This is a genomic window from Acidimicrobiales bacterium (assembly GCA_036273495.1).
GTDB lineage: Bacteria > Actinomycetota > Acidimicrobiia > Acidimicrobiales > JAJPHE01 > DASSEU01.
The window spans coordinates 1-20,088 of the sequence record DASUHN010000236.1 but is presented as its reverse complement, the minus strand read 5'-3'; the positions used below and the strand labels follow the sequence as shown (position 1 = coordinate 20,088).

16 protein-coding genes are annotated in these 20,088 nt (G+C 74.1%); 6 read left to right on the top strand and 10 right to left on the bottom strand.

Features of this window, described 5'->3' with window-relative positions; all coding sequences use genetic code 11:
• Nucleotides 1-32: 32 nt before the first annotated feature.
• Nucleotides 33-1,130, bottom strand: coding sequence for an acyl-CoA dehydrogenase family protein (locus VFW24_10150; protein HEX5267123.1), 1,098 nt, complete (start codon nucleotides 1,128-1,130; stop codon nucleotides 33-35).
• Between the two features lie 44 nt (nucleotides 1,131-1,174).
• On the opposite strand from VFW24_10150, the gene VFW24_10145 reads away from it, so the two are divergent.
• Nucleotides 1,175-2,374 carry an acyl-CoA dehydrogenase family protein gene (locus VFW24_10145; GenBank protein ID HEX5267122.1) on the top strand — a complete coding sequence of 400 codons (1,200 nt, stop codon included), beginning with the start codon at nucleotides 1,175-1,177 and terminating at the stop codon, nucleotides 2,372-2,374.
• Between the two features lie 107 nt (nucleotides 2,375-2,481).
• Here VFW24_10145 and VFW24_10140 read toward each other — a convergent pair whose 3' ends face one another.
• The 4 genes from VFW24_10140 to VFW24_10125 are packed head-to-tail and all read right to left on the bottom strand — an operon-like array spanning nucleotide 2,482 to nucleotide 6,484.
• Nucleotides 2,482-4,011, bottom strand: a complete 1,530-nt coding sequence (locus VFW24_10140) for a hypothetical protein (GenBank protein ID HEX5267121.1) — start codon at nucleotides 4,009-4,011, stop codon at nucleotides 2,482-2,484.
• Nucleotides 4,012-4,018: 7 nt separating this feature from the next.
• The gene (locus tag VFW24_10135) at nucleotides 4,019-4,828 is read right to left on the bottom strand and encodes an enoyl-CoA hydratase-related protein (GenBank protein ID HEX5267120.1); all 810 of its coding nucleotides are present in this window, start codon (nucleotides 4,826-4,828) and stop codon (nucleotides 4,019-4,021) included.
• A gap of 5 nt (nucleotides 4,829-4,833) precedes the next feature.
• Nucleotides 4,834-5,487, bottom strand: coding sequence for an L-fuculose-phosphate aldolase (locus tag VFW24_10130; protein ID HEX5267119.1), 654 nt, complete (start codon nucleotides 5,485-5,487; stop codon nucleotides 4,834-4,836).
• A gap of 13 nt (nucleotides 5,488-5,500) precedes the next feature.
• The gene (locus tag VFW24_10125) at nucleotides 5,501-6,484 is read right to left on the bottom strand and encodes an NAD(P)-dependent oxidoreductase (GenBank protein HEX5267118.1); all 984 of its coding nucleotides are present in this window, start codon (nucleotides 6,482-6,484) and stop codon (nucleotides 5,501-5,503) included.
• A 46-nt stretch (nucleotides 6,485-6,530) separates the two neighbouring features.
• On the opposite strand from VFW24_10125, the gene VFW24_10120 reads away from it, so the two are divergent.
• Entirely contained in the window at nucleotides 6,531-7,862 is a 1,332-nt protein-coding gene (locus tag VFW24_10120) for an FGGY-family carbohydrate kinase (protein HEX5267117.1), read from the top strand.
• Here VFW24_10120 and VFW24_10115 read toward each other — a convergent pair.
• From VFW24_10115 to VFW24_10100, 4 genes are read right to left on the bottom strand one after another with little or no spacing between them, the layout of a single operon-like run.
• Nucleotides 7,859-9,586: an amidohydrolase family protein gene (locus tag VFW24_10115; protein HEX5267116.1), complete on the bottom strand. Its 1,728-nt coding sequence runs from the start codon at nucleotides 9,584-9,586 to the stop codon at nucleotides 7,859-7,861. The two genes, VFW24_10120 and VFW24_10115, sit on opposite strands and share 4 nt — an antisense overlap.
• Entirely contained in the window at nucleotides 9,579-10,724 is a 1,146-nt protein-coding gene (locus VFW24_10110) for a M24 family metallopeptidase (protein HEX5267115.1), read from the bottom strand. Before VFW24_10110 ends, VFW24_10115 begins: the two co-directional genes overlap by 8 nt.
• Complete coding sequence (locus VFW24_10105) at nucleotides 10,721-11,938, bottom strand: Xaa-Pro peptidase family protein (protein HEX5267114.1); 1,218 nt, start codon at nucleotides 11,936-11,938, stop codon at nucleotides 10,721-10,723. Before VFW24_10105 ends, VFW24_10110 begins: the two co-directional genes overlap by 4 nt.
• A gap of 40 nt (nucleotides 11,939-11,978) precedes the next feature.
• On the bottom strand, nucleotides 11,979-13,610 hold the full coding sequence (locus VFW24_10100; GenBank protein HEX5267113.1) for an AMP-binding protein: 1,632 nt from the start codon (nucleotides 13,608-13,610) through the stop codon (nucleotides 11,979-11,981).
• A 30-nt stretch (nucleotides 13,611-13,640) separates the two neighbouring features.
• Here VFW24_10100 and VFW24_10095 point away from each other — a divergent pair, with 30 nt between their 5' ends.
• Genes VFW24_10095 through VFW24_10080 form a run of 4 tightly spaced genes read left to right on the top strand, consistent with a single transcriptional unit; the run spans nucleotide 13,641 to nucleotide 18,636 of the window.
• Entirely contained in the window at nucleotides 13,641-14,789 is a 1,149-nt protein-coding gene (locus VFW24_10095) for an acyl-CoA dehydrogenase family protein (protein HEX5267112.1), read from the top strand.
• A gap of 25 nt (nucleotides 14,790-14,814) precedes the next feature.
• Nucleotides 14,815-15,780: an acyl-CoA dehydrogenase family protein gene (locus tag VFW24_10090; GenBank protein HEX5267111.1), complete on the top strand. Its 966-nt coding sequence runs from the start codon at nucleotides 14,815-14,817 to the stop codon at nucleotides 15,778-15,780.
• The gene (locus tag VFW24_10085; protein HEX5267110.1) at nucleotides 15,777-17,432 is read left to right on the top strand and encodes a class I adenylate-forming enzyme family protein; all 1,656 of its coding nucleotides are present in this window, start codon (nucleotides 15,777-15,779) and stop codon (nucleotides 17,430-17,432) included. The genes VFW24_10090 and VFW24_10085 overlap by 4 nt, the downstream gene beginning before the upstream one ends.
• Before the next feature lie 16 nt (nucleotides 17,433-17,448).
• A complete protein-coding gene (locus tag VFW24_10080; GenBank protein ID HEX5267109.1) occupies nucleotides 17,449-18,636 on the top strand; it encodes a MaoC family dehydratase N-terminal domain-containing protein in 1,188 nt (395 codons plus the stop codon).
• 1 nt (nucleotide 18,637) lies between these two features.
• On the opposite strand, the gene VFW24_10075 is transcribed toward VFW24_10080, so the two are convergent.
• Entirely contained in the window at nucleotides 18,638-19,942 is a 1,305-nt protein-coding gene (locus tag VFW24_10075) for an amidohydrolase family protein (protein HEX5267108.1), read from the bottom strand.
• Nucleotides 19,943-20,088: the final 146 nt, after the last annotated feature.

The window sequence follows — 20,088 nt, the reverse complement described above, 5'->3', positions numbered from 1 at the left end:
ACTGAGTCTCCGGGCACCGACGGGCTCTGGGCTCAGGCCGGCCCGAGCACCAGCTCGGCCAGCCGGCGCCGCTGCCACGACTGGCCGCCGAACAGCACGTCGTTCTGCTTCACCCGCCGGAACAGCAGGTGGCAGTCGACGTCCCACGTGAAGCCCACGCCCCCGTGGACCTGGATGCTCTCCCCGGTCACCTGGTTGGCGGCCTCGGCCACGAAGGCCTTGCACATGGCCGCCGCCTCCTCGCGCTGCGGGTCGTCGACGTCGCTGGCCCACGCCGCCCAGTGGGTCCCCACCCGGGCCAGCTCGAGCTGGTGGAGCATGTCCACGATCTTGTGCCGGATGGCCTGGAAGCTGCCGATGGGTCGGCCGAACTGGACCCGCGACTTGGAGTACTCCACCGCCAGCTGCAGGGCCCGCTCGGCGGCGCCCACGGTGTCGGCGCACAGCGCCACCGCCACGTCGTCGGCCACCCGGGCCAGGAGCGCCCGCTGGTCCCCGGGCGGCCCGATCCGCCGCGCCGGTCGCCCGGACAGCTCCAGGCGTGCCATCTTGCGCGTGACGTCGAGGGCGGGAACGGGTTCGGCCCCGGGCTCGTCGACCACGAATGCGGCCAGCCCGTCCGGGTCCCGGGCCACCACCAGGGCAAAGTCCGCCGTCTGCCCGTCCAGCACCAGCGGCTTGATCCCCTCGAGCGTCCAGCGCCCGCCCCCCTCGGGCCGGGCCTCGGCGGTGACCGAGCCCAGCGGGTCCCCCGCCCCGCCCTCCTCGAGGGCCAGCGTTCCCCGGCGCCGGCCGTCCGCCAGATCCCGCAGCAGCTGATCGTCCCCGAGGTGGGCGGCCGTGAGGGTGGCGGCCACGACCGAGGACAGCACCGGGCCCGGCAGCGGGAGGCGCCCGCTCTCCTCCATGAGCACGACCAGGTCGACCATCCCGAGCCCGGCGCCCCCCATGTCCCCGGCCACCAGCAGCCCGGGCCACCCGAGGTGGCGCGCCTGCTGCCACCACTCGTCGGTGAACCCGCGGGCGTCGTCGATCATCGCCCGGACGTAGGCGGGCGGTGCCGCCGTCGCCAGGAACGACCGCACGGTTGCGCGCAGCGCCTCCTGCTCGGGGCTGAAGGTGAAGTCCATCGGCCCGGATGGTAGGACGGGCACGCCGGTTAGCGTCTCTGGCGATGGACTTCTCCTACGCCCCGGAGGACGAGGAGTTCCGCGCCGAGCTGCGGGACTGGCTCGACGACAACCTCCCCGAGTTCCGCGATCTCGGCGAGATCGGGGCGCCGACGGCGGACAACACCCGGCGCACCATGCAGCGCCGCCAGGCCTGGCAGCGCCGGCTCAACGAGGGACGGTGGGCCGCCATCAACTGGCCCTGCGAGTGGGGGGGCCGCGAGGCCACGATCATGCAGAACGTCATCTACAGCCAGGAGATGGCGGCGGCCCGGGCGCCCGGCATCTACAACGCCAACGGCATCTGGCAGATCGGGCCGATGATCATCCGCTGGGGCACCGAGGAGCAGAAGCAGCGCTGGCTACCGGGCATCCTCAACGCCGACGACCACTGGTGCCAGGGCTTCAGTGAGCCCGAGGCCGGCAGCGACCTGGCCAACCTGCGCACGGCGGCCGTGGCCGACGGTGAGGTCTACATACTCAACGGGCGCAAGATCTGGATCTCGACCGCCCACCTGGCGCGGTGGGGGTTGTTCCTCGTGCGCACCGACCCCGAGGCCTTCGGCCGCGGCGCCCGGCACGAGGGCATCACCGCCCTGATCGTCGACATGCAGGCCCCCGGTATCGAGTGTCATCCGATACGCGACGTCACCGGGGAGGCGCTGTTCAACGAGGTCGTGTTCACCGACGCGCCGGTGCCCGTCGCCTACCGGCTCGGGGACGAGGGAAACGGATGGGGCGTGGCCATGGGGACCCTGGGCCACGAGAGGGTCGGGACGTCGGGACTGGCCATCGGGCTCAAGTCCGAGCTGGACCGGATGATCGAGGCGGCCCGCACGCACAACCCCGCCGCCCTGCAGGACCCCGCCATCCGCGAGCGGATCGCCCGGGCGTGGACCCAGATCGAGCTCACCCGGCTGCTCAACCAGCGCGCCCTGTCCAAGGTCCTCAAGGGGGAGCGCAACTGGCCCGAGGTCCCGCTGGCCAAGCTCCAGTGGAGCTTCCTGTCCCAGAGCCTGGCCGAGCTGAACATCGACATCCTCGGACCGGTCGGACTGCTGGCCAAGGGCGGCCCCGACGCCGTCGACGGCGGGCACGCCGCCCACAACTACCCGTGGCAGCGCTTCACCTCGATCGGGGCGGGCACGACCGAGGTGCAGAAGAACATCATCGCCGACCGGGCCATCCAGCTCCCCCGGCGGTAGGGCTCCGGGGCTCCGGGCGCCTGCATAGGTATGCACCCGCCGCAATTGGCGGGACTATGTGGAACAGCGCAACAGGGGGGAGGAGCCCGCCCGGCCCCGGGTGCCGCTCAGGGCTCCCTCCACTCCACGACCCGGTTGACGCGGTCCGGCCCCGCCTTCAGCTCCACCCCGGTCCCGACCCACTCCGTCGACTCGGCCGAGTCCAGATGGCCGGGATCACCGATGCGGGCGTAGGCCCGGCTGCCGTCGGCCAGGTCGCACACCGCCAGCCCCCATTCCGGCTCGCCGGTCCGGGCGTGCACCACGGTGTAGGCGGCAACCGTGGCCGGTCCGTCGTGCACATCGGTGATACGACGGCGAGCCCCGGTCCCCTCGCCGGCCGGCGCACCCACCGCACCCAGCGCGTCGGCGGACACCGCCGCCGGGGGCTCGGTCGAATACACCCCGAAGGCGTGCTTGGTCATGTGCATGCCCACCCCGCTGACCATCCCGCAGGAGCCGGGGTCGGCGCGCAGCACGTCCGTCATCGCCGCCGTGCTGTGGAGCAGGTAGCCGCTGCCCGGGCCGCCGGCGAACGGCAGGCCGCCCGTGACGGTGAAGCCCCGCCGGTCGTCAGGCCGCAGGCCGAGGGCGTCGCACGCGAAGCCCACCGAGCTGCCGAAGCAGCTGTACAGGTCCAGGTGGGCCACGTCGTCGACGCCGATCCCCGCTCCCCCCAGGGCGCCGGTCCCCGCCGCCGTCATGGCGGGAGACGCTCCCATGGGATCGTGCTCGGCCACGTACACCGGGTCCTCGGCGTATCCCGACCCCCGCAGGTACACGCGCCGCTCGGCGGGCACGCCGAGGTCGTCGGCCGCCCGGTGGCTGCACACCACCAGGGCGGCGGCCATGTCCACGTCCATCACCGCCACCGTCCACTTGGTGTACGGGTAGGCCACCATCCGGTTGTCCGGCCCGGGCGTGACCAGCTCCTCGGCGCTGCGCCGGGTGCGGAACCAGGCGTGGGGGTTGGCCGCCGCCACCTCTGTGAACGGAGCCAGCAGCTCCCCGAGCCGGCGCCGGTAAGCGGCGGGGTCGATCCCGTGGCGGGCCCGGCGGGCGGTGTCGAACACGGCAAAGGTCAGCCACGCCTGGAAGACCTCGTGGGCCACCTCGGCGGGATGGAAGGGCGCCTCGTACGGGAACGGCTTCTTGTCCGGGTCGCGGTGGGACCAGGCCGGGCGGGCACCGGCCTTCTTGGCCTGGCGGACCGTCTCGAGGGCCTCGCCACCGGCGACCAGCCCCACGTCGAGCTCACCACGGGCGATGGCCGCCGCCGCCCCGGCCACCAGCAGGTGCGGGGTCGTGCCGCCGATGCCCGAGTACGCCCGCCGGGCCGGGTCGATGCCGAGGCGGGCGGCCAGGCGTCCGGCCGGGTCGTCGTACGGCCACGACTGGCAGTAGAGGACGTCGAGGCTGCCGACGGCGGCCAGGACCCGGTCGGCGGGGGCGCCGGTGTCGGCCGCCGCCGCCCGGCACACCTCCTCCCAGGACGCCATCGGCTCGGGGGCGGGCCCGGTCCCGGGCGGGACGGTGTGCTGAGCGACGCCCACCAGGCACGGGGCCCGGGGATCGACCCCCCGGCGCCGCCCGGTCACGACCGGGCTACCGGCCCTTCCAGACCGGCGGGCGCTTCTCGGCAAAGGCGGCCGGTCCCTCCTTGGCGTCCTCGCTCGAGAAGATCTTGGTGGCCAGCTCGCCCTCGATCCGGTACGCCTCGTCGAGGCCCACCCCCAGGCCCCGCAGCACGCTCTCCTTGGTGGCCTGCACCGCCAGCGGGCCGTTGGCGTTGATCCGTGCCGCCCACTGCCGGGCCCGGTCCATCAGCTCCTCCTCCGGCACGATCTCGTTGACCAGCCCCAGAGCCAGCGCCCGCTCGGCCGGGAACGCCTCGGCGGTCAGGAGGAACTCCATGGCGGCGGGGAAGGCGAGCTGCCGGGGCAGCCGGGCCGTGGTCCCCCCGCCAGCGAACAGGCCCCGCTTGGGCTCCATCACGCCGAACCGGGCGTGCTCCGTGGCGACGCGGATGTCGACGCCCCCCAGCATCTCCATCCCCCCGGCCACGCAGGGCCCGTTGACCGCCGCCACGATCGGCTTGTAGAAGGTGAGGCTGCGCAGGACGGCGTCGGTGCCGTCGCGCAGGCGGCAGCCGTCGAGCTCGGTCACCTCTCCCTTGGCGATCTCCTTCTGCAGGGCGGTGATCTGGGGGATGTAGGTCTTGAGGTCGGCGCCGCTCATGAAGTTGCGCCCTACCCCGGTGACGATGGCGGTCCACGCCTCGTCCTCGTCACGGAAGCGCCGCCACGCCGCCGCCAGGTCGCGGAAGTGGTACAGGTCGAGCGAGTTCTTGGCCTCGGGGCGGTCGATGGTTATGACCGCGACGTGGTCGTCACCCAGGTGGTAGTGGATCGGCACGGGGCTCAGTGCGTGCGCATGTAGCTGCCGTAGATGGCGCCGAAGCCCTCGTTCACCTCCGCCGGCAGGTGCTGGGGAGCTCCCAGGATCCTGGCGCCCCACACGATCTGGGCGCTGCGCTCGACGAGGGCGGTGATGTGCAGGACCGTCGCCGGTCGGGGCCCCACGGCCACCATCCCGTGGTTGGCGAGCAGCGCCGCCCCCCGCGCCTCCAGGGCCTTGACCGCCGCCGCCCCGACGTCGGGCGTGCCGCTGGCGCCGTAGTCGGTGCAGCGCACGTCCCCGCCCACATAGATGGCGAACTCGTCGATGCACGCCGGGATGTCCTCGTGGGCCACGGCAAACATCGTGGCGTACACCGGGTGCGAGTGGATGACCGACCCGATGTCATCGAAGGCCCGGTAGCAGGCCAGGTGGAGCAGCTTCTCGGAGGAGGGGGAGCGCCCGTCCGCCGCCTCCAGCGTCTGGCCCTCGAGGTCGACGACGCACAGGTCCTGGAGGGTCATCTCGGCGTAGTCCACCGACGACGGCGTGATGACGATCGTGCCGTCCTCCTGGCGGGCCGAGATGTTCCCGGCGGTGCCCTCCACCAGACCCCGCTTCAGCATGTCCTTGGCGGCCGCCAGCACGGCGGCCGGAGCGTCGGGCACGTGCTTCATCCGCGACCGTCCGTCATCTCAGCACCTCCGGGTTGACGATGCGCACCGGCGCCTGGCCGGCGAGTATCCGCTCGAGATCGTCGGCCACCATCGACGCCTGGCGGGCCTCGGTGTCCCACGTGGCGCCGCCGATGTGCGGGGTGAGCACGACGTTGGACATGGACACGAGCGGGTGGTCGACGGGTATGTTCTCCCCGACGAAGTGGTCCAGGCCGGCGCCGCCGAGGTGGCCGGAGCGCAGGGCCTCGACGAGGGCGTCGGTGTCGTGGAGCTGGGCGCGGGCCGTATTGATGAAAACGGCGCCGGGCCGCATCAGGCCGAACTGGCGGGCGCCGATCATCCCGGTGGTCTCCGGTGTGACCGGCGCGTGCATCGACACCAGGTCGGAGCGCTCCAGCAGCTCGTCGAGAGAGAGCTTGGCCTCGTCGTTGTACGGGTCGTAGGCCACGACGGTCATGCCCAGGCCTTCGAGGCGCCAGCGCAGCGCCCGGGCCACCGCGCCGAGACCGACCAGGCCCACCGTCCGCCCGGCCAACTCCCAGGCGCGGAACCGCTGGTACGGGATCGTCCCGTCCCGGTAGGACTGCCCGGCGCGCACGTCGGCGTCGGCCGGCACCACCCCGCGCGTCACGGCGAACATGAGACCGACGGCCAGCTCGGCCACCGCGTCGGCGTTGCGGCCGGGGCAGTGGAGGACCGGGATGCCCGCTGCCGTGGCGGCGGCCACGTCGACGTTGTTGGGGTCCCCGCGCGTGGATGCCACGACCCGCACGGGCCGGGAGAAGACCTCGGGGCCCACGAAGTCGGTCTCGACCACGAGGATGTCGGCGTCCTCGGCGTCCAGCCGGTCGCGGAGCTGCTCCGAGCTGTACATGCGCAGCGGCTGCTGGTCGATCCAGGGCTCGTGGACGAGGTCGGCCAGGCGCGCCAGCCGCTCGAGTCCCTCCCCCCGTAGCGGTGCGGTCACGAGAGCCCGCGGCCGTCCACCCGATGCCATCGCCGAATCATGACCTACTGTGACGCTCGTGTCATGTTCGGGCGCGGTGACGGTCGGGCTGGACATCGGGACCACGTCGGTGAAGGCGGCGGCGTTCGACGATGACGGCGCCGTCCTGGCGCGGGCGCGCGTCCCCCACCGGGTGCTGGCTCCCGACCCCGAGCTGCTCGAGCACGACGCCGAACGGGCGTGGCGACGCGGCCCCCGCCGGGCCCTCACCGCCCTCGGAGCGCCGGGCGCGGCGGCCCGGGCGGTGGCGGTCTCGTCGATGGTGCCCTCTCTCACGGCGGTGGACCGCCGGGGCCGCCCGCTCAGTCCCGGGCTGCTGTACGGGGACGCCCGGGGGCGCACCGAGTCCCAGACGGTGGCGGGCGGGGCGGGGGAGCTGGTCGAGTTCCTGCGCTGGAGCGCGTCTCACGCGCCCGACGCCGCCGGGTACTGGCCGGCGCCGGCCGTGGCGAACATGGCGCTCGGCGGCCGGGCCGTCGTCGACATCGGCGTGGCGTTCAGCTCGATCCCGCTGTACGGATCCGACGGCTGGGATCCGCAGGTCTGCGCCGACTGCGGGGTCCGCCCCGAGCAGCTGCCGGCGGTGGAGATGTTCGGCGTCCCCGTGGGGCGGGTGGGCCGGGACGGCCCCGTTCTCGCCACCGGGTCGGTCGACGTGTTCTGCGAGCAGCTGACCGCCGGCGCCGACCAGGAGGGGGACCTGCACGTCCTGTGCGGGACGACGCTGCTGCCGTGGGTCGTCACGTCGACCTGGAAGGACGTCCCCGGCCTGTGGACCATGCCACACCCCTCCCCGGGTCTGTTCATGGTCGGCGGGGCCAGCAATGCCGGCGGGCTGTTCCTCGACTGGGTGCGCGAGCTGCTCGGCCGGCCCCGGGGCAACCCGGTCGTCGACCCGCGCCGGGTGCCGGTGTGGATCCCGTACCTGCGCGGTGAGCGCACGCCGTACCAGGACCCGGACCGGCGGGGGGCGCTGGCCGGCGTCGACCTGACCCACGGCCCCGCCGCCCTGCAACGGGCCGCATGGGAGGCGTCCGCGTTCGTGGCCCGCCACCACCTCGAGCTGTCGGGGGTGCCGGGACACCGGATCGTGGCCACCGGCGGCGGGACCCGGGTGCCAGGGTGGATGCAGGCCCTGGCCGACGTCACCAACCTCCCCGTGCACGTGGCTGCGGTCCCCGAGGGAGCGGCCCAGGGCGCAGCCTTCCTGGCCCGGGTGGCCGCCGGCCTGGAGGAGAGCGAGAAGGACGCCCGCCGCTGGGCCCGCACCGAGCGGGTGGTGGAGCCGGACCCGGCCTGGACCGGGCCCGCCGACGAGCGCTACAAGGTGTTTCTGGAGCTGTCCGACCGCGGCGGCTTGTACGCCTAACGCCCGCCCGGGACGGTCACGGTCTCGGTGTCCCGCCCCGAGCGCAGCAGCACCCCGGGACACTCCCCGGTCAGCCGGCCGCTGTCGACCACGCCGGTGCCGGTCACCAGCACGTGCTCCACGCCGGTGGCGCCGGCGTAGAGGCGGGCGGCCCCGCCGGGCAGGTCGTCCACCGTCCGCTCCGGGCCCGGTCCCACCCGCTCGGGGTCGAACACGACGACGTCGGCCGCGCATCCGGGCTCCAGCCGGCCCCGGCCCGTGAGCCCGTAGAGGCGGGCCGGCACGTCGGCCAGCTGCTGGGCCGCCTCCTCCCACGTGACGGTCTGGTGGTCGCGCACGCTCGCGAGGAGCGAGGTGCTGTACACGGCCCCGCACATCATGTCGAGATGGGCGCCGGCGTCGCTGCCCCCGACGACGGTGCGGGGGTCGCGCCACACCTCGGCCCGGAGCCGCCAGTCCTCGGCGGACTCCTTCGGCATGGGCGGGCGGATCCCGGTGCGCAGGCCGTCGGCCACGACCACGTCGAGCAGGGCGTCGAAGGCCTCGACCCCGCGCTCGCGGGCCACCTCCCCGACCGGGCGGCCCGCCGCCCCCTCGTTCTCCGGGGCAAAGGTCTCGGTGATCACCAGCCGGTGCCACGTCGCCAGGGCGCCGAGCACCCCCGCGTCCGGAGACGCCGCCCCTTCGGCCAGGCGGCGTCGCACCTCGGGATCGGACAGGGCGCGCATCTTCTCCTCCGGGCCGAGCTTCATGACCGGCCCCCAGCCCGGAAGGCCCTCGAGCACGGCGCCCGACAGGAACGACAGCCGGATCCCCATGGAGTGGGGCAGCGTCAGCGCCACGATCCGGGCGCCCTTCTCGGCGGCGCGGGTGGAGGCGGCCAGCTGGCGCACGTGGGCCTCGGGGTTCATCGAGGAGACCCCGAGCACGTTCCAGTTGGCGGGGCGGTTGGCGGTGAGCGAGAGGTGGGTCATGAGGTCGACCTCCTCGTCGCTGAACCCGGCCAGGCACCCGGCCAGGATCAGCTCCAGGGTGGTGCCGGCGTGCCCGGGGACCGCCGCGGCCAGGGCCGACAGCTCGGCCCGGTCCGCCCACCGGGAGGGCACCGGATCTCCGTTCCCGTCGCTGTGGGTCGGGGCCTGGGACGTCGAGAAGCCCAGGGCCCCCGCCGCCAGGGCGTCGTGGAGCAGGGCCACCATGGCCTCCACCTGGCCGGCGTCGGCGGACCGGCCCACGGCGTCGGCACCCATGGCCACCCGCCGGAGGGCGGAGTGGCCGACGAGGAAGCCGGCGTTCACGCCGAGACGCCCCTCCAGCCTGCTCAGCCAGTCGGCGAAGGAGTCCCAGTCCCACCTGAGCCCGCCGGCCAGGGCGGCCAGCGGCATCCCCTCGACCCGGGCCATCAGCCGCATGAGGTAGTCGGCGTGGTCGGGGCCGGCCGGAGCCAGGCTGAACCCGCAGTTGCCGCCGATCACCGTGGTCACCCCGTGCAGCGGGGACGGGCTGGCGGTGGGGTCCCACGCCAGCTGGGCGTCGTAGTGGGTGTGGATGTCGACGAACCCCGGCGCCACCATCAGCCCCGCGGCGTCGACCGTGCGGCCCGCCGGCTCGTCGGTGGGACCGACCCCGACCACCTTTCCGCCCCGGACCGCCACGTCGGCGATCCGGGCCGGGGCGCCGGTGCCGTCGAGGATCGTGCCTCCTCTGATGAGAACGTCAAGCACGGCTCAGCACCCGTGGTCCCGACGCCGTGACGTGCACCACGTCCAGCTGCAGCGCTCCACCTGCTCCCTCCTCGCTGACCCAGCCCTGCACGGCCAGGACCATCCCCTCCGTGATGGCGGCGCCGGCGCCGAGTGGCCCCGACCGGGCCGGGGCCGACACCACCGGGGGCTCGACCCCGAGACCCAGCCCCCACACCAACGGCTCGGGGGACGGGGCCTCACCGGTCTCCTGCCAGGCGGCCAGCAGGTCGGCGCCGCTGGCTCCCGGCCGGCAGGCGGCCCCGACCGCCGCCGTCGCGACCCGGGCCCGCTCGAGCAGGCGGGCCTGCGCCGGAGCCGGGGGCCGGGGCCCGCAGACCCGGGTACGGGCCACCGTGCCCTCGTAGCCGCAGTACAGGGCGTTGGCCGAGAGGGCCACCAGCTCCCCCTCCCCGATCCGGCGGTCGGCCGCCACCCGGCGCAGGCGCACCGGTCCCCGCCGCGGGGCGGAGCACGCCACCGCCTCCGATCCCGGCGCGGTGACGCCCCGGGCGGCCAGGGCGGCGGCGTGGGCCCCGACCAGCTCCCGTTCGGTGATCCCCGGGCGCAGCACGCCGGCCAGCGCCGCCAGCGCCCACTCGGCCACCGCCACCGCAGTCTCCAGGCACGCCACCTCGTCGGCGCTCTTCACCACCCGGGCCGCGGCCAACGCCGGGGCGGCGTCGACGACCTCGGCCTCCGGCGCGACCGACGCCACCAGGCGGGGGGTGCCCACCCCGAAGCCGTCGGTGCCCACCCGCCGGACGCCACCGAGTCCCGGCACGGCCGCCACGTTCCCGACCACGCGGACCGGGTTCCAGCTGAGCCCGAACAGCTCCGCGTGGTCCACCTCCGCCGGCACTCCCTCGTCCCACGTCGAGAGCAGGTGCACGCGGCCGGTGTCGCGGACGACGATGCACGCCGGGCCGAAGGGGCGGGCCCCGGCCGTCCACAGCTGTCGGGCCCCCGACGCGAACACGATGTTGGCGGGCCGGCCCAGGATCACGGCGTCGAGGTCGTGGGCGGCCATCGACTCGAGCAGCCGGCGGCGGCGGTCGGCGCGCAGCCGGGGAAAGTCGATGCGCCCGCCCTCGGGCAGGGCGGCGGTGCCGACGCTCACCACGCTCCCTCGAACGGGTCGTAGGGATGGGCGGAGAGCGGCTCCCAGCCGTCGTCGGTCACCGCCACGATGTCCTCGGAGCGGTAGCCCGCCGCCCCCTCGTCCCAGATCACCGGCTCGAGCACGAGCACCATGCCCGGCTGCAGCACCATGCGCTCGTCGAAGGCGTCCCCCAGGTCCGTCCCGACGAGCGGCATCTCGGCGCTGTCCACGCCCACGCCGTGGGCCAGGTAGAAGTGCTCGATCCACGGCTTCACGCCGTCGTTGGCGGCGGTGGCGGCCCGGCCCAGCTCCAGGGCCGTGGCCCCCGGCTTGCACCGCTCGAGGACGGCGGCCATCACCTCCTGCCACCGGCGGAACTGGGCCTGCTGGCGGGTGTCGGGGCGGGGGTCGGCGCCGACGATCCATGTGCGCCCGAAGTCCGAGGCGTAGCCCTCGTAGCTGATCCCGGTGTCGACCCAGATCACGTCCCCCTCGCGTAGGAGGCGGTCGGTGCTGGCCGTCGGGAAGGCGACGTCCCCGTGGGTGGTCCACGGGCCGTCCTGCCGGCGGGGAGGCATCACCTGCCAGATGGGGTCAATGCAGTTGGCGGTGGCGCCGAGCTCGAAGATGCGTCGCAGGAAGGTGGCGGACAGATCGGTCTGGCGCACCCCGGGGCGCAGCCCGGGCTGGACCTCGGACATGGCCAGCTCGTTGATCCGCTGGGCGGCGCGGATGCAGGCCAGCTCGTCGGCGGTCTTGCACAGCCGGGCGGCCCCGAGCACGGCGCCGGCGTCGGCCGCCTCCCGCCCGGAGAGCGCCCGCCCGAGGGCGTGGGTCAGCTCGTCGAAGGCCAGGCGGCCCCCGGCCGGCACCAGCTCCCCCACCGCTGCCAGCAGCGCCGCGGCCCCGTCGTCGAGCTCGGGGTAGACGGCGTCGTGGAGATGCTCGGGGGGCAGGTCGGCGGGCGCCCCGTCGGGATAGGGCGTGAACAGATGCGGGGCGGAAGCGCCGCGGACCACGACCGCGACCGGGCGGAACAGCACGCCCCGCCCGCTGTCGACGCCCGGGCTCACGGCACCGGTGGCGTACGCCACGCCCCCGGTGCCCAACAGGACCAGGGCGTCGAGACCCTGCGCCTCCATGCCCGCCTGGAGGCGGGCGTGACGCTCACCCCGCATGCGCCCGAGGTCGGGGACCTCGGGGATGGGGCTCCCCGCCACCAGCGCTGCCATGGTCACCCCCGCGCCGCTCCCTCCGACTGTGACGCCGGCGTCATGGTAGGGGCTCGGCGGCGAACAGGGCCCCGAGCCGGCGCCGGTCGATCTTTCCCATCGAGTTGCGGCCGAAGCGCTCGACGAACGCGAACCGCTCCGGGACCTTGTAGCGGGCCAGCTCGGCGGCGCAGGCCGCCCCCAGCTCCTCCGCGGCCAGCGCCGCCCCCGGCACCGGCTCGACCGCCGCCACCACCCGCTGGCCCAGGCGCTCGTCGGGGATGCCGAACACCGCGCACGCCGCCACACCCGGGAGGGCCGACAGCACCCGCTCGACCTCGGCCGGGTAGACGTTGGCCCCACCCCGCAGGATCGTCTGGTTGCGCCGGTCCCGGACCGCCAGGTAGCCGTCGGCGTCGACGTAGCCGACATCGCCGGTGTGGACCACGCCGCCGCGGAGCAGCTCGGCGCTGGCGTCGGGACGCTGCCAGTAGCCGGCGGGCGGGCGGTAGGCACCGGCCCAGGGCCCGGAGGTGGCGGGGGCCAGGCAGATCTCGCCGGTCTCCCCGGCGGGCAGGGCCGATCCGTCCTCCCCCTCGATCCGCACGTCGAGGTGGGGAAGCGGGATCCCGCTGGCTCCGGGCCGGTGGGGATCCGGCGCCGTCGCCGGGACCAGGCGGTCGATGGTCACGACCGTGGGCGCCTCGGTCAGGCCGTAGGTGCCGTTGACCCGGACCCCGAACTTCTCGGCAAAGGCGGCCCGGAGGTGCTCCGGGCAGTCCGCCCCTCCGACCCAGACGTCCTCGAGCGAGGCCAGGGCCTCGGGCCGGATCGAGTCGTCGTGGACCAGGCTGTACAGGAGGGCGGGCGGCCCGTTCCACGTCGTCACCCGCTCCCGCTCGATCCACTCCGCCACCCCGCCGGCGTCGATGCGGTCCATGACCACCGTGCAGCCGCCGGCCTGGGCCACGAGCAGGGTGCTGAGCACGAGCAGGTTGAGGATGGTGAGCGGCAGGCAGTCCCCCTTGCGCAGCTCGGGGCCGTAGCCCCGGGTGGCGGTGAGCACGGCCCCGGGCAGGAGCAGGCCGCGTTGGCTGTGCACCGCCCCTTTGGGATGGCCGGTGGTGCCGCTGGTGTAGGCCAGGGCGGCGGGGGCGTCGGGGTCGTGGGCCCGTCCTCCGTCGGAGCCCGGGCTGCCGGCGGCCCCCTGGTGGGCGGAGAGGGCGGCGGGCCAGTCACCGGTGGCTTCGCCCGGGGAGATCACCACCGTCCGGCGCAGGTCGGGGAGCCCGGCGACCATCGGGTTCAGCTGCTCCGCGGTGGCGGCGTCGCACAGGAGCAGCGAGGAGCCGCTGTCGGAGAGGATGTAGGACTTCTCCGGCGGCGCCAGGGCCCGGTTCACGCCGACCCAGATCGCTCCGAGCCGCATGGCCCCGTGGAAGGCCACCACCACGTCGATCTCGTTCGGGAGGGCGGCGGCCACCCGGTCCCCGGCGCGCACCCCGAGCTCGGCCAGGGCGCCGGCGGCGGCGGCGGCCAGGGTGTCGAGACCACGGTAGGTCCAGCGCCCGGCGCGGGTCACCACCGCCTCGCGGTCGGGACCGGCGGCCAGCGCCGGCGCCAGCACCTCGCCGACCAGCGCCGGTGGGCGCAGCCGGTCGCGGTCGGGAGACGGGCCGGGAATCGCCACCACGGTGTCACCCTATGATCCTCCGCCGAGGGTATGGACTACGACTTCGGTCCCGGGGCCGGGAAGCTGCGGGCGCGCCTCCGGGAGCTGATCGCAGCCGAGATTCCCACCGGATGGCTGGGTGCTTTCAGCGACGACCCCGCCGACCTCGAGGTGGCCCAGCGCTTCTGCCGGCGGTTGGCCGAGGAGGGCCTGCTCACCGTGGCCTGGCCCGAGGAGTACGGGGGGGCCGGCGGCTCGGTCTGGGACCAGACCGTCGTCCGGGAGGAGATGTGGGCCCACCACGAGCCCCGCGGGGCGCAGTACATGGGCCTCAACTGGGTCGGCCCCGCCATCATGGCCTTCGGCACCGACGAGCAGAAGCGGCGCTTCCTCCCTCCCATCGCCGAGGGGCGGGTGATCTGGTGCCAGGGGTTCAGCGAGCCCGACGCCGGCTCCGACCTGGCCTCGCTCGTGACCCGGGCCGAGCCCGACGGGGACGGGTGGCGCGTCGACGGCCAGAAGATCTGGACGTCATACGCCGAGATGGCGCAGTGGTGCGTGCTGGCGGCGCGGGTCGGCCCCCCCGGCGCCCGCAAGCACGAGGGGATCACGATCTTCCTCGTGCCGATGGACCGGCCCGGCATCACGGTGCGGCCGATCCGCAGCATGCTCGGGCGCCACCACCTGAACGAGTGCTTCTTCGACGGCGTGCGCGTCGAGGCGGACGAGGCCCTGGGCGGAGTCGGCAACGGCTGGACGGTCATCCGGCGGGCGCTGGCCCACGAACGGGTGGGAATCGCCCGCTACGCCCGCTGCGAGCGCCTCCTCTCGCTCATGGGGGCGGAGCTGGCGGCCGCCGGCGCTCCCGCCGGGTTGCGGGCGCTGTGGGCCCGGGCCCTCGTCCAGGTGCGCGTGGCCCGCCTGCTCGCCTACCGCGCCGTGGCCGAGCAGGAGACCGGCGCGCCGCGCGACGAGTCGGCCAGCGTGGCCCGCCTGGCGGTCACCCAGGCCGACCAGCAGGTGGCCGAGGTCCTCTTCCAGGCCCTCGAGGAGCGCAGCCTCGAGGCCGGCCCCGCCGCTCCGCTGCACGGCGCCGTCGAGGACCACTGGCGCTACGCCCAGGCCGCGACCGTGGCCTCGGGCACCATCGAGATCCAGCGGATGATCGTGTCGCGGGCCCTCCTGGGGAGCCGGGCGTGAACCCCGCCGGCCGCGGATCGGCGCCGTGAACCCGGCCCTGCCCGCCGAGGCGGCGGAGTTCGGGGCGGGGGCGGAGAAGGCCTTCACCGCCCTCGGCGGGATGGACGCCGCCCGGCGCGCCGAGGCCGACCCAGCGCAGCGCGCCGCCGTGGCCGCCGCCCTCGGGTCCCTCGGCGTGGAGGAGCTCGACCCGCTGGCCGACCTCGACACCGCCGCCGCCGCCGGAGAGCTGTGCCGGGCCGCCGGCCGGGTGGCGCTGCCCTACCCGCTCGTGGCCGGCCTGCTCCGCGAGGAGGCGGGCGGGCCCGCCTTCGCCCTGGTACCCGGGGCCGGGCCGGGTGCGGCGGGCGGCTGGGCCGTCGACCACGGTGACCTGTTCGCCGATTGGGTGGTGGCCGACGTCGGCGGGCGGGCCCACGGGGCGCGGGCCGGCGCGCCCCGGCTCGGCACCCGGCTGGGACCGTTCGTGGCGCCCATGGAGCCGGCCGGGCCGGTGTCCGGGGCCGCCGATCTCCCGGTGCGGGTCGACATGCATCTGACCCTCACGGCCTGGACGGTGTTGGGGTACCTGGAGCGGGCCCTCGAGCTGGCCGTCGACCACGTCAACGGCCGGGTCCAGTTCGGCCAGCCTCTGGCGGCGTTCCAGGCCGTGCAGTTCCAGCTCGCCGATGCCGCCGTGATCGTGGACGGCCTGCGCGAACTGTGCCGCTTCACCCTGTGGCGGGTGGCGACCGACCCGTCCGGGGCCCGGCCCGACACCCTGGCCCTGCGCCTCCAGGCCGTCGACGGGGCCCGCGCCGCCCTGCGGACCTGCCAGCAGCTCCACGGCGCGGCCGGCCTGTGCGACGAGTACGACGTGTCGATCCTGTACCGCCACGTCCAGCCTGCCCTGCGCCTGCCGTTCTCGGCCGAGCGCACCGCCGAGGAGCTGGCGGCCGCGGTCGATCGGTGCGGTTTCGCCGGCCTGTTCCCCCACGGGGCCGGCCGGTGACCGTGCTCGAGGGACCGCCCCTCTCCGAGGCGCGTGGCGTCGGCGCCCTGACACTCGGCGGCCTGCTGGCGGAGGCGGCGGGGCGCCACGCCGATCGCGAGGCCCTGGTGTTCGACGACCCGCTGGCGGGGGGCCGCACGGCACGCTGGACGTACCCGGATCTCGACCGCGTGTCCGACCGGGTGGCAGCCGCCCTGGTGGCCGCCGGCTGTGAGCCCGGAGACCGGGTGGGGATCCTGATGGGGAACCGCCCCGAGGCGGTGGCGGCGCTGTTCGGAGCGGCCCGGGTGGGCGCGGTGGCCGTGCTCCTGTCGACGTTCGCCTCGCCGGCGGAGCTGGAGTGGATGCTGGGCCACTCGGGCGTCTCGGTCGTGCTCACCCAGACCCGGCTCCTGCGCCGGGACTTCGTCGAGGACCTGGCCGGCCCCGGGCAACCGGGCGGGGCCGTGCGGACGGTTGCGGCCGTCGGCCTCGAGGCGGAGCGATCCGGCGCGGTGCCGTGGGAGGCGTTCCTGGCCGCCGGCAGCGAGGTCGACCCGGCGGCGCTCGCCTCCCGGCGCGACGCGGTGACCCCGGACGACCCGGGGGTGATCATCTACAGCTCGGGGACAACGGCCAACCCCAAGGGCATGCTCCACAGCCAGGGAGCCCACGCCCTGCAGTTCTGGCTCCAGGCCGGCGTGTTCGGGCGGGACACCACCACCCGGCTGTGGACCGCCCTGCCCCTCTTCTGGACCGCCGGGCTCGACACCGCCATGGGCCCGACGCTGGCGGCGGGCGGGTGCTGGGTCATGCAGGAGACCTTCGAACCCGGGGAGGCGCTGGCCCTCATGGCCCGGGAAGGCGTCACCGAGCCCTACACGCTCCCCCACCAGACCGGGGCCCTGGAGGAGCACCCGGACTGGGCCGGCACCGACCTGTCGGCGTTGCGGTGCGTGTTCGGGAAATCGGCGTTTGCCCGGCATCCCGCGGTCAAGGGGGACCCGGCGTGGATCATGCCGGTGGGCTACGGCCTGTCCGAGACCTGCGCCCAGTTCGTGACCCATCCCCACGACACCCCGCGCGAGCTGAGCCGCCAGAGCATGGGGCGGCTGCTGCCCGGTGGGAGGCTGCGCGTGGTGGACCCCGGGACCGGCGCCGAGCTCGGCCCCGACGGCCAGGGGGAGCTGACGGTGGCCGGGCCGACTCTCATGCTGCACTACGTGGGCACGACGCCCGACGAGTGTTTCGACGCCGAGGGCTTCTTCCACACCGGGGACGCCGGCTTCTACGACGCCGACGGCTACGTGCACTGGACGGGCCGGATGACCGAGATGATCAAGACCGGGGGGGCCAACGTCTCGCCGGCCGAGATCGAGGTCCAGCTGCGGGCCTGCCCGCCGGTCAAGCTGGCCCGGGTGATGGGGGTTCCCGACGCCCGGCTGGGCCAGATGGTGGTGCTGTGCGCCGTGCTCAAGGACGGCGCCGAGGCCACCGAGGACGAGATCCGGTCGTTCCTGGCCGGCCGGGTGGCGTCCTACAAGGTGCCCAGGCGGGTGCTGTTCTTTGCCGAGGGGGAGATCCCGATGACCGGCAGCGACAACAAGGTGCGCGACGCCGAGCTGGCCGAGCTGGTGCGTGCCCGGATGGCAGAGCCGAGCCCAACCCCATGACCGACAGGAGCGACCCGTGAGCGCTGACACCACCGAGACCACGACCGGCTTCGACACGTCCGACCTCGACCGGTACATGGGCGTGCCCATGGAGCCCGGAGAGCTGAAGGAGGACGTGGCCGTCAACGACATCCGCCGGTGGGTGCAGGGGATGCACTACCCGAACCCCCTGCACTACGACGAGCGGTGGGCAACCGAGAGCCGCTTCGGGCGCATCATCGCTCCCCAGTCGTTCACCGTCACCTGCGACACCAGCCACGGGGCGTCCCCCGCCCAGGTCGGGCGCATCCCCGACTCGCACCTCATCTTCGGCGGGGACGAATGGTGGTTCTTCGGGCCGCGCATCGAGCCCGGGGACCATCTGGTCTGCCACCGCATGCCGTTCGACTACAAGGTGGCCGACACCAAGTTCGCCGGCGCCACCTGCTTCCAGCGCGGCGACACCCTCTACATCAACCAGCGGGGCGAACGGATCGGCCTCCAGCGCTCGACGTCGATCCGCTACCAGGTCCGCCAGGCCCGGGAGAAGGGGATGTTCGAGGGCCCCCAGGAGCCGGAGTGGACCGACGAGCAGCTCCTCGAGCTGGAGGAGATCAAGGGCGGCTTCATCCGTCAGATCCAGGAGCTGGGCCACTCCAAGCGCCTGTTCGAGTCCGTGTCCGTCGGTGACGAGCTGGCCCCGACCGTCCTCGGCCCCCACAGCCTGGCCAGCTTCACCACGGAGTGGCGCGCCTACCCCATGACGACCTGGGGCGCCACCCTGCGCGGGCCGACGACGGTGCGGGCCGAGGCGCTCGGCTACACCAAGGAGATGGCCGGCTTCGAGGGGGACAGGCGCATGGAGCGGGTGAACCCCGAGCTGACCGACGGCGCCTACTACGGCCCTTCACGCGGGCACCTGCAGCCCAAGTGGGCCCGCCACGTCGGGATGGCCCGGGGCTACGGGTACGGGGCGTCCATGGGCGCATGGGTCCTGGACTTCGTGGCGGCCTGGGCGGGGGAATGGGGATTCATCACCCACTCCGACGCCCAGTACCGCAACCCGGCGTTCACGGGGGACGCCACCTACATCCGCGGCCAGGTCGCCGACACCAGGGTGGAGCGCAAGCGCCGCCACATGGTGACGGTCACGGTCGAGCTGACCAATCAGGAGCAGTCGGTGATGGCCAAGGCGACCGTGGACGTGGAGCTCCCGGCCGAGTGACCTAGTCGCGACCCTTGGTGAAGCCGCCGAGCTCGGCGGCCAGGGTGGCGTGGCCGTCCCCCCGGCGGCCCCGGGCCTGGATCGACACGTCGTGCCCCGCCGCCCGCTGCCGCAACGCCCCGACCGTGCACTCGTCGCGCGGTATGGCGCTGAACGGGTCGAAGCTGAAGTGGCGGATGGCGTTCAGGTGGCTGATGCGGTCGATCTCCTCGCGGGAGACCCCGTCCATCTGCTTCATCAGCTTCTCGGGGGCAGTGGGCCACGTCGAGTCGGAGTGCGGGTAGTCGCACTCCCAGCAGACGTTGTCCATGTCGAGGAACTGCCGGCTGGCCACCCCGAAGTGGTCGTCGATGAAGCAGGTGATCACGTGCTCGTTGAACACCTGGCTGGGCAGCTTGTCCCCGAAGTCCTGCCCGGTCCAGCGGTGGTGCTGCTGGTAGTTGTAGTCGAGCCGCTCGAGGAAGTACGGGATCCAGCCGATCCCGCCCTCGGACAGCGCCACCTTGATGTCGGGGAACTTGCGCAGCACCGGGGACCAGACCAGGTCGGCGGCGGCCTTGACGATGTTCATCGGCGTGAGGGTGATCAGCACGTCCATGGGGGCGTCGGCGGAGGTCACCACGATCTCCGACGACGAGCCGATGTGCATGCACACGACGACGTTCTCGTCGCTGCACGCCTTCCAGAACGGGTCCCAGTGGTCGGAGTGGACGCTCGGCCAGCCGAGCTTCGACGGGTTCTCGGAGAAGGTCACGGCATGGGCGCCCTTGGCAGCCGTCCGGCGCACCTCGGCCGCCAGCACCTCCGGGTCCCAGATGGCCGGGAGCGAGCAGGGGATGAAACGGCCCGGATGGCTGCCGCACCACTCGTCGATGTGCCAGTCGTTGTAGGCGCGCACCATGGCCAGGGCCACGTCCTTGTCCTCGGTGCGGGCGAACAGCTGTCCGCAGAACTGCGGGAAGGACGGGAAACACAGCGAGCCGAGGACCCCGTTGGCGTCCATGTCCTTGATCCGCTCGTTGTGGTCGTAGCAGCCGGGGCGGAGCTCGTCGAAGGAGGTGGGCTCGATGCCGTACTCCTCGGGGGGCCGGCCCGCCACGGCGTTGAGCGCCACGTTGGGTATCTCGGACCCCTCGTAGCGCCAGGCGTTGGTCCCGTCGTCGCGCGTGAGGAACTGAGGCGCCAGACCCGCGTACTTGGCGGGGAGCCGTCCCTCGAACATGTCGGGGGGCTCGACGACGTGGTCGTCCACGCTGACGAGGATCAGGTCCTCGATGTTGATCCCGCTCCCGGTGCCGTTGTCCATGGCGTTCACCTCCGTTGGCCTCAGGCTACCGCCGGCGTCCGCTCGGGCCCCGCGGGGCCCCGGCCAGGCGCACCAGGCTGTCGAGCACGCCCTCGAGGACCCCGGCGGTGGCGCTCGACTCCCCGGGAACGAGAAAGACCGACAGC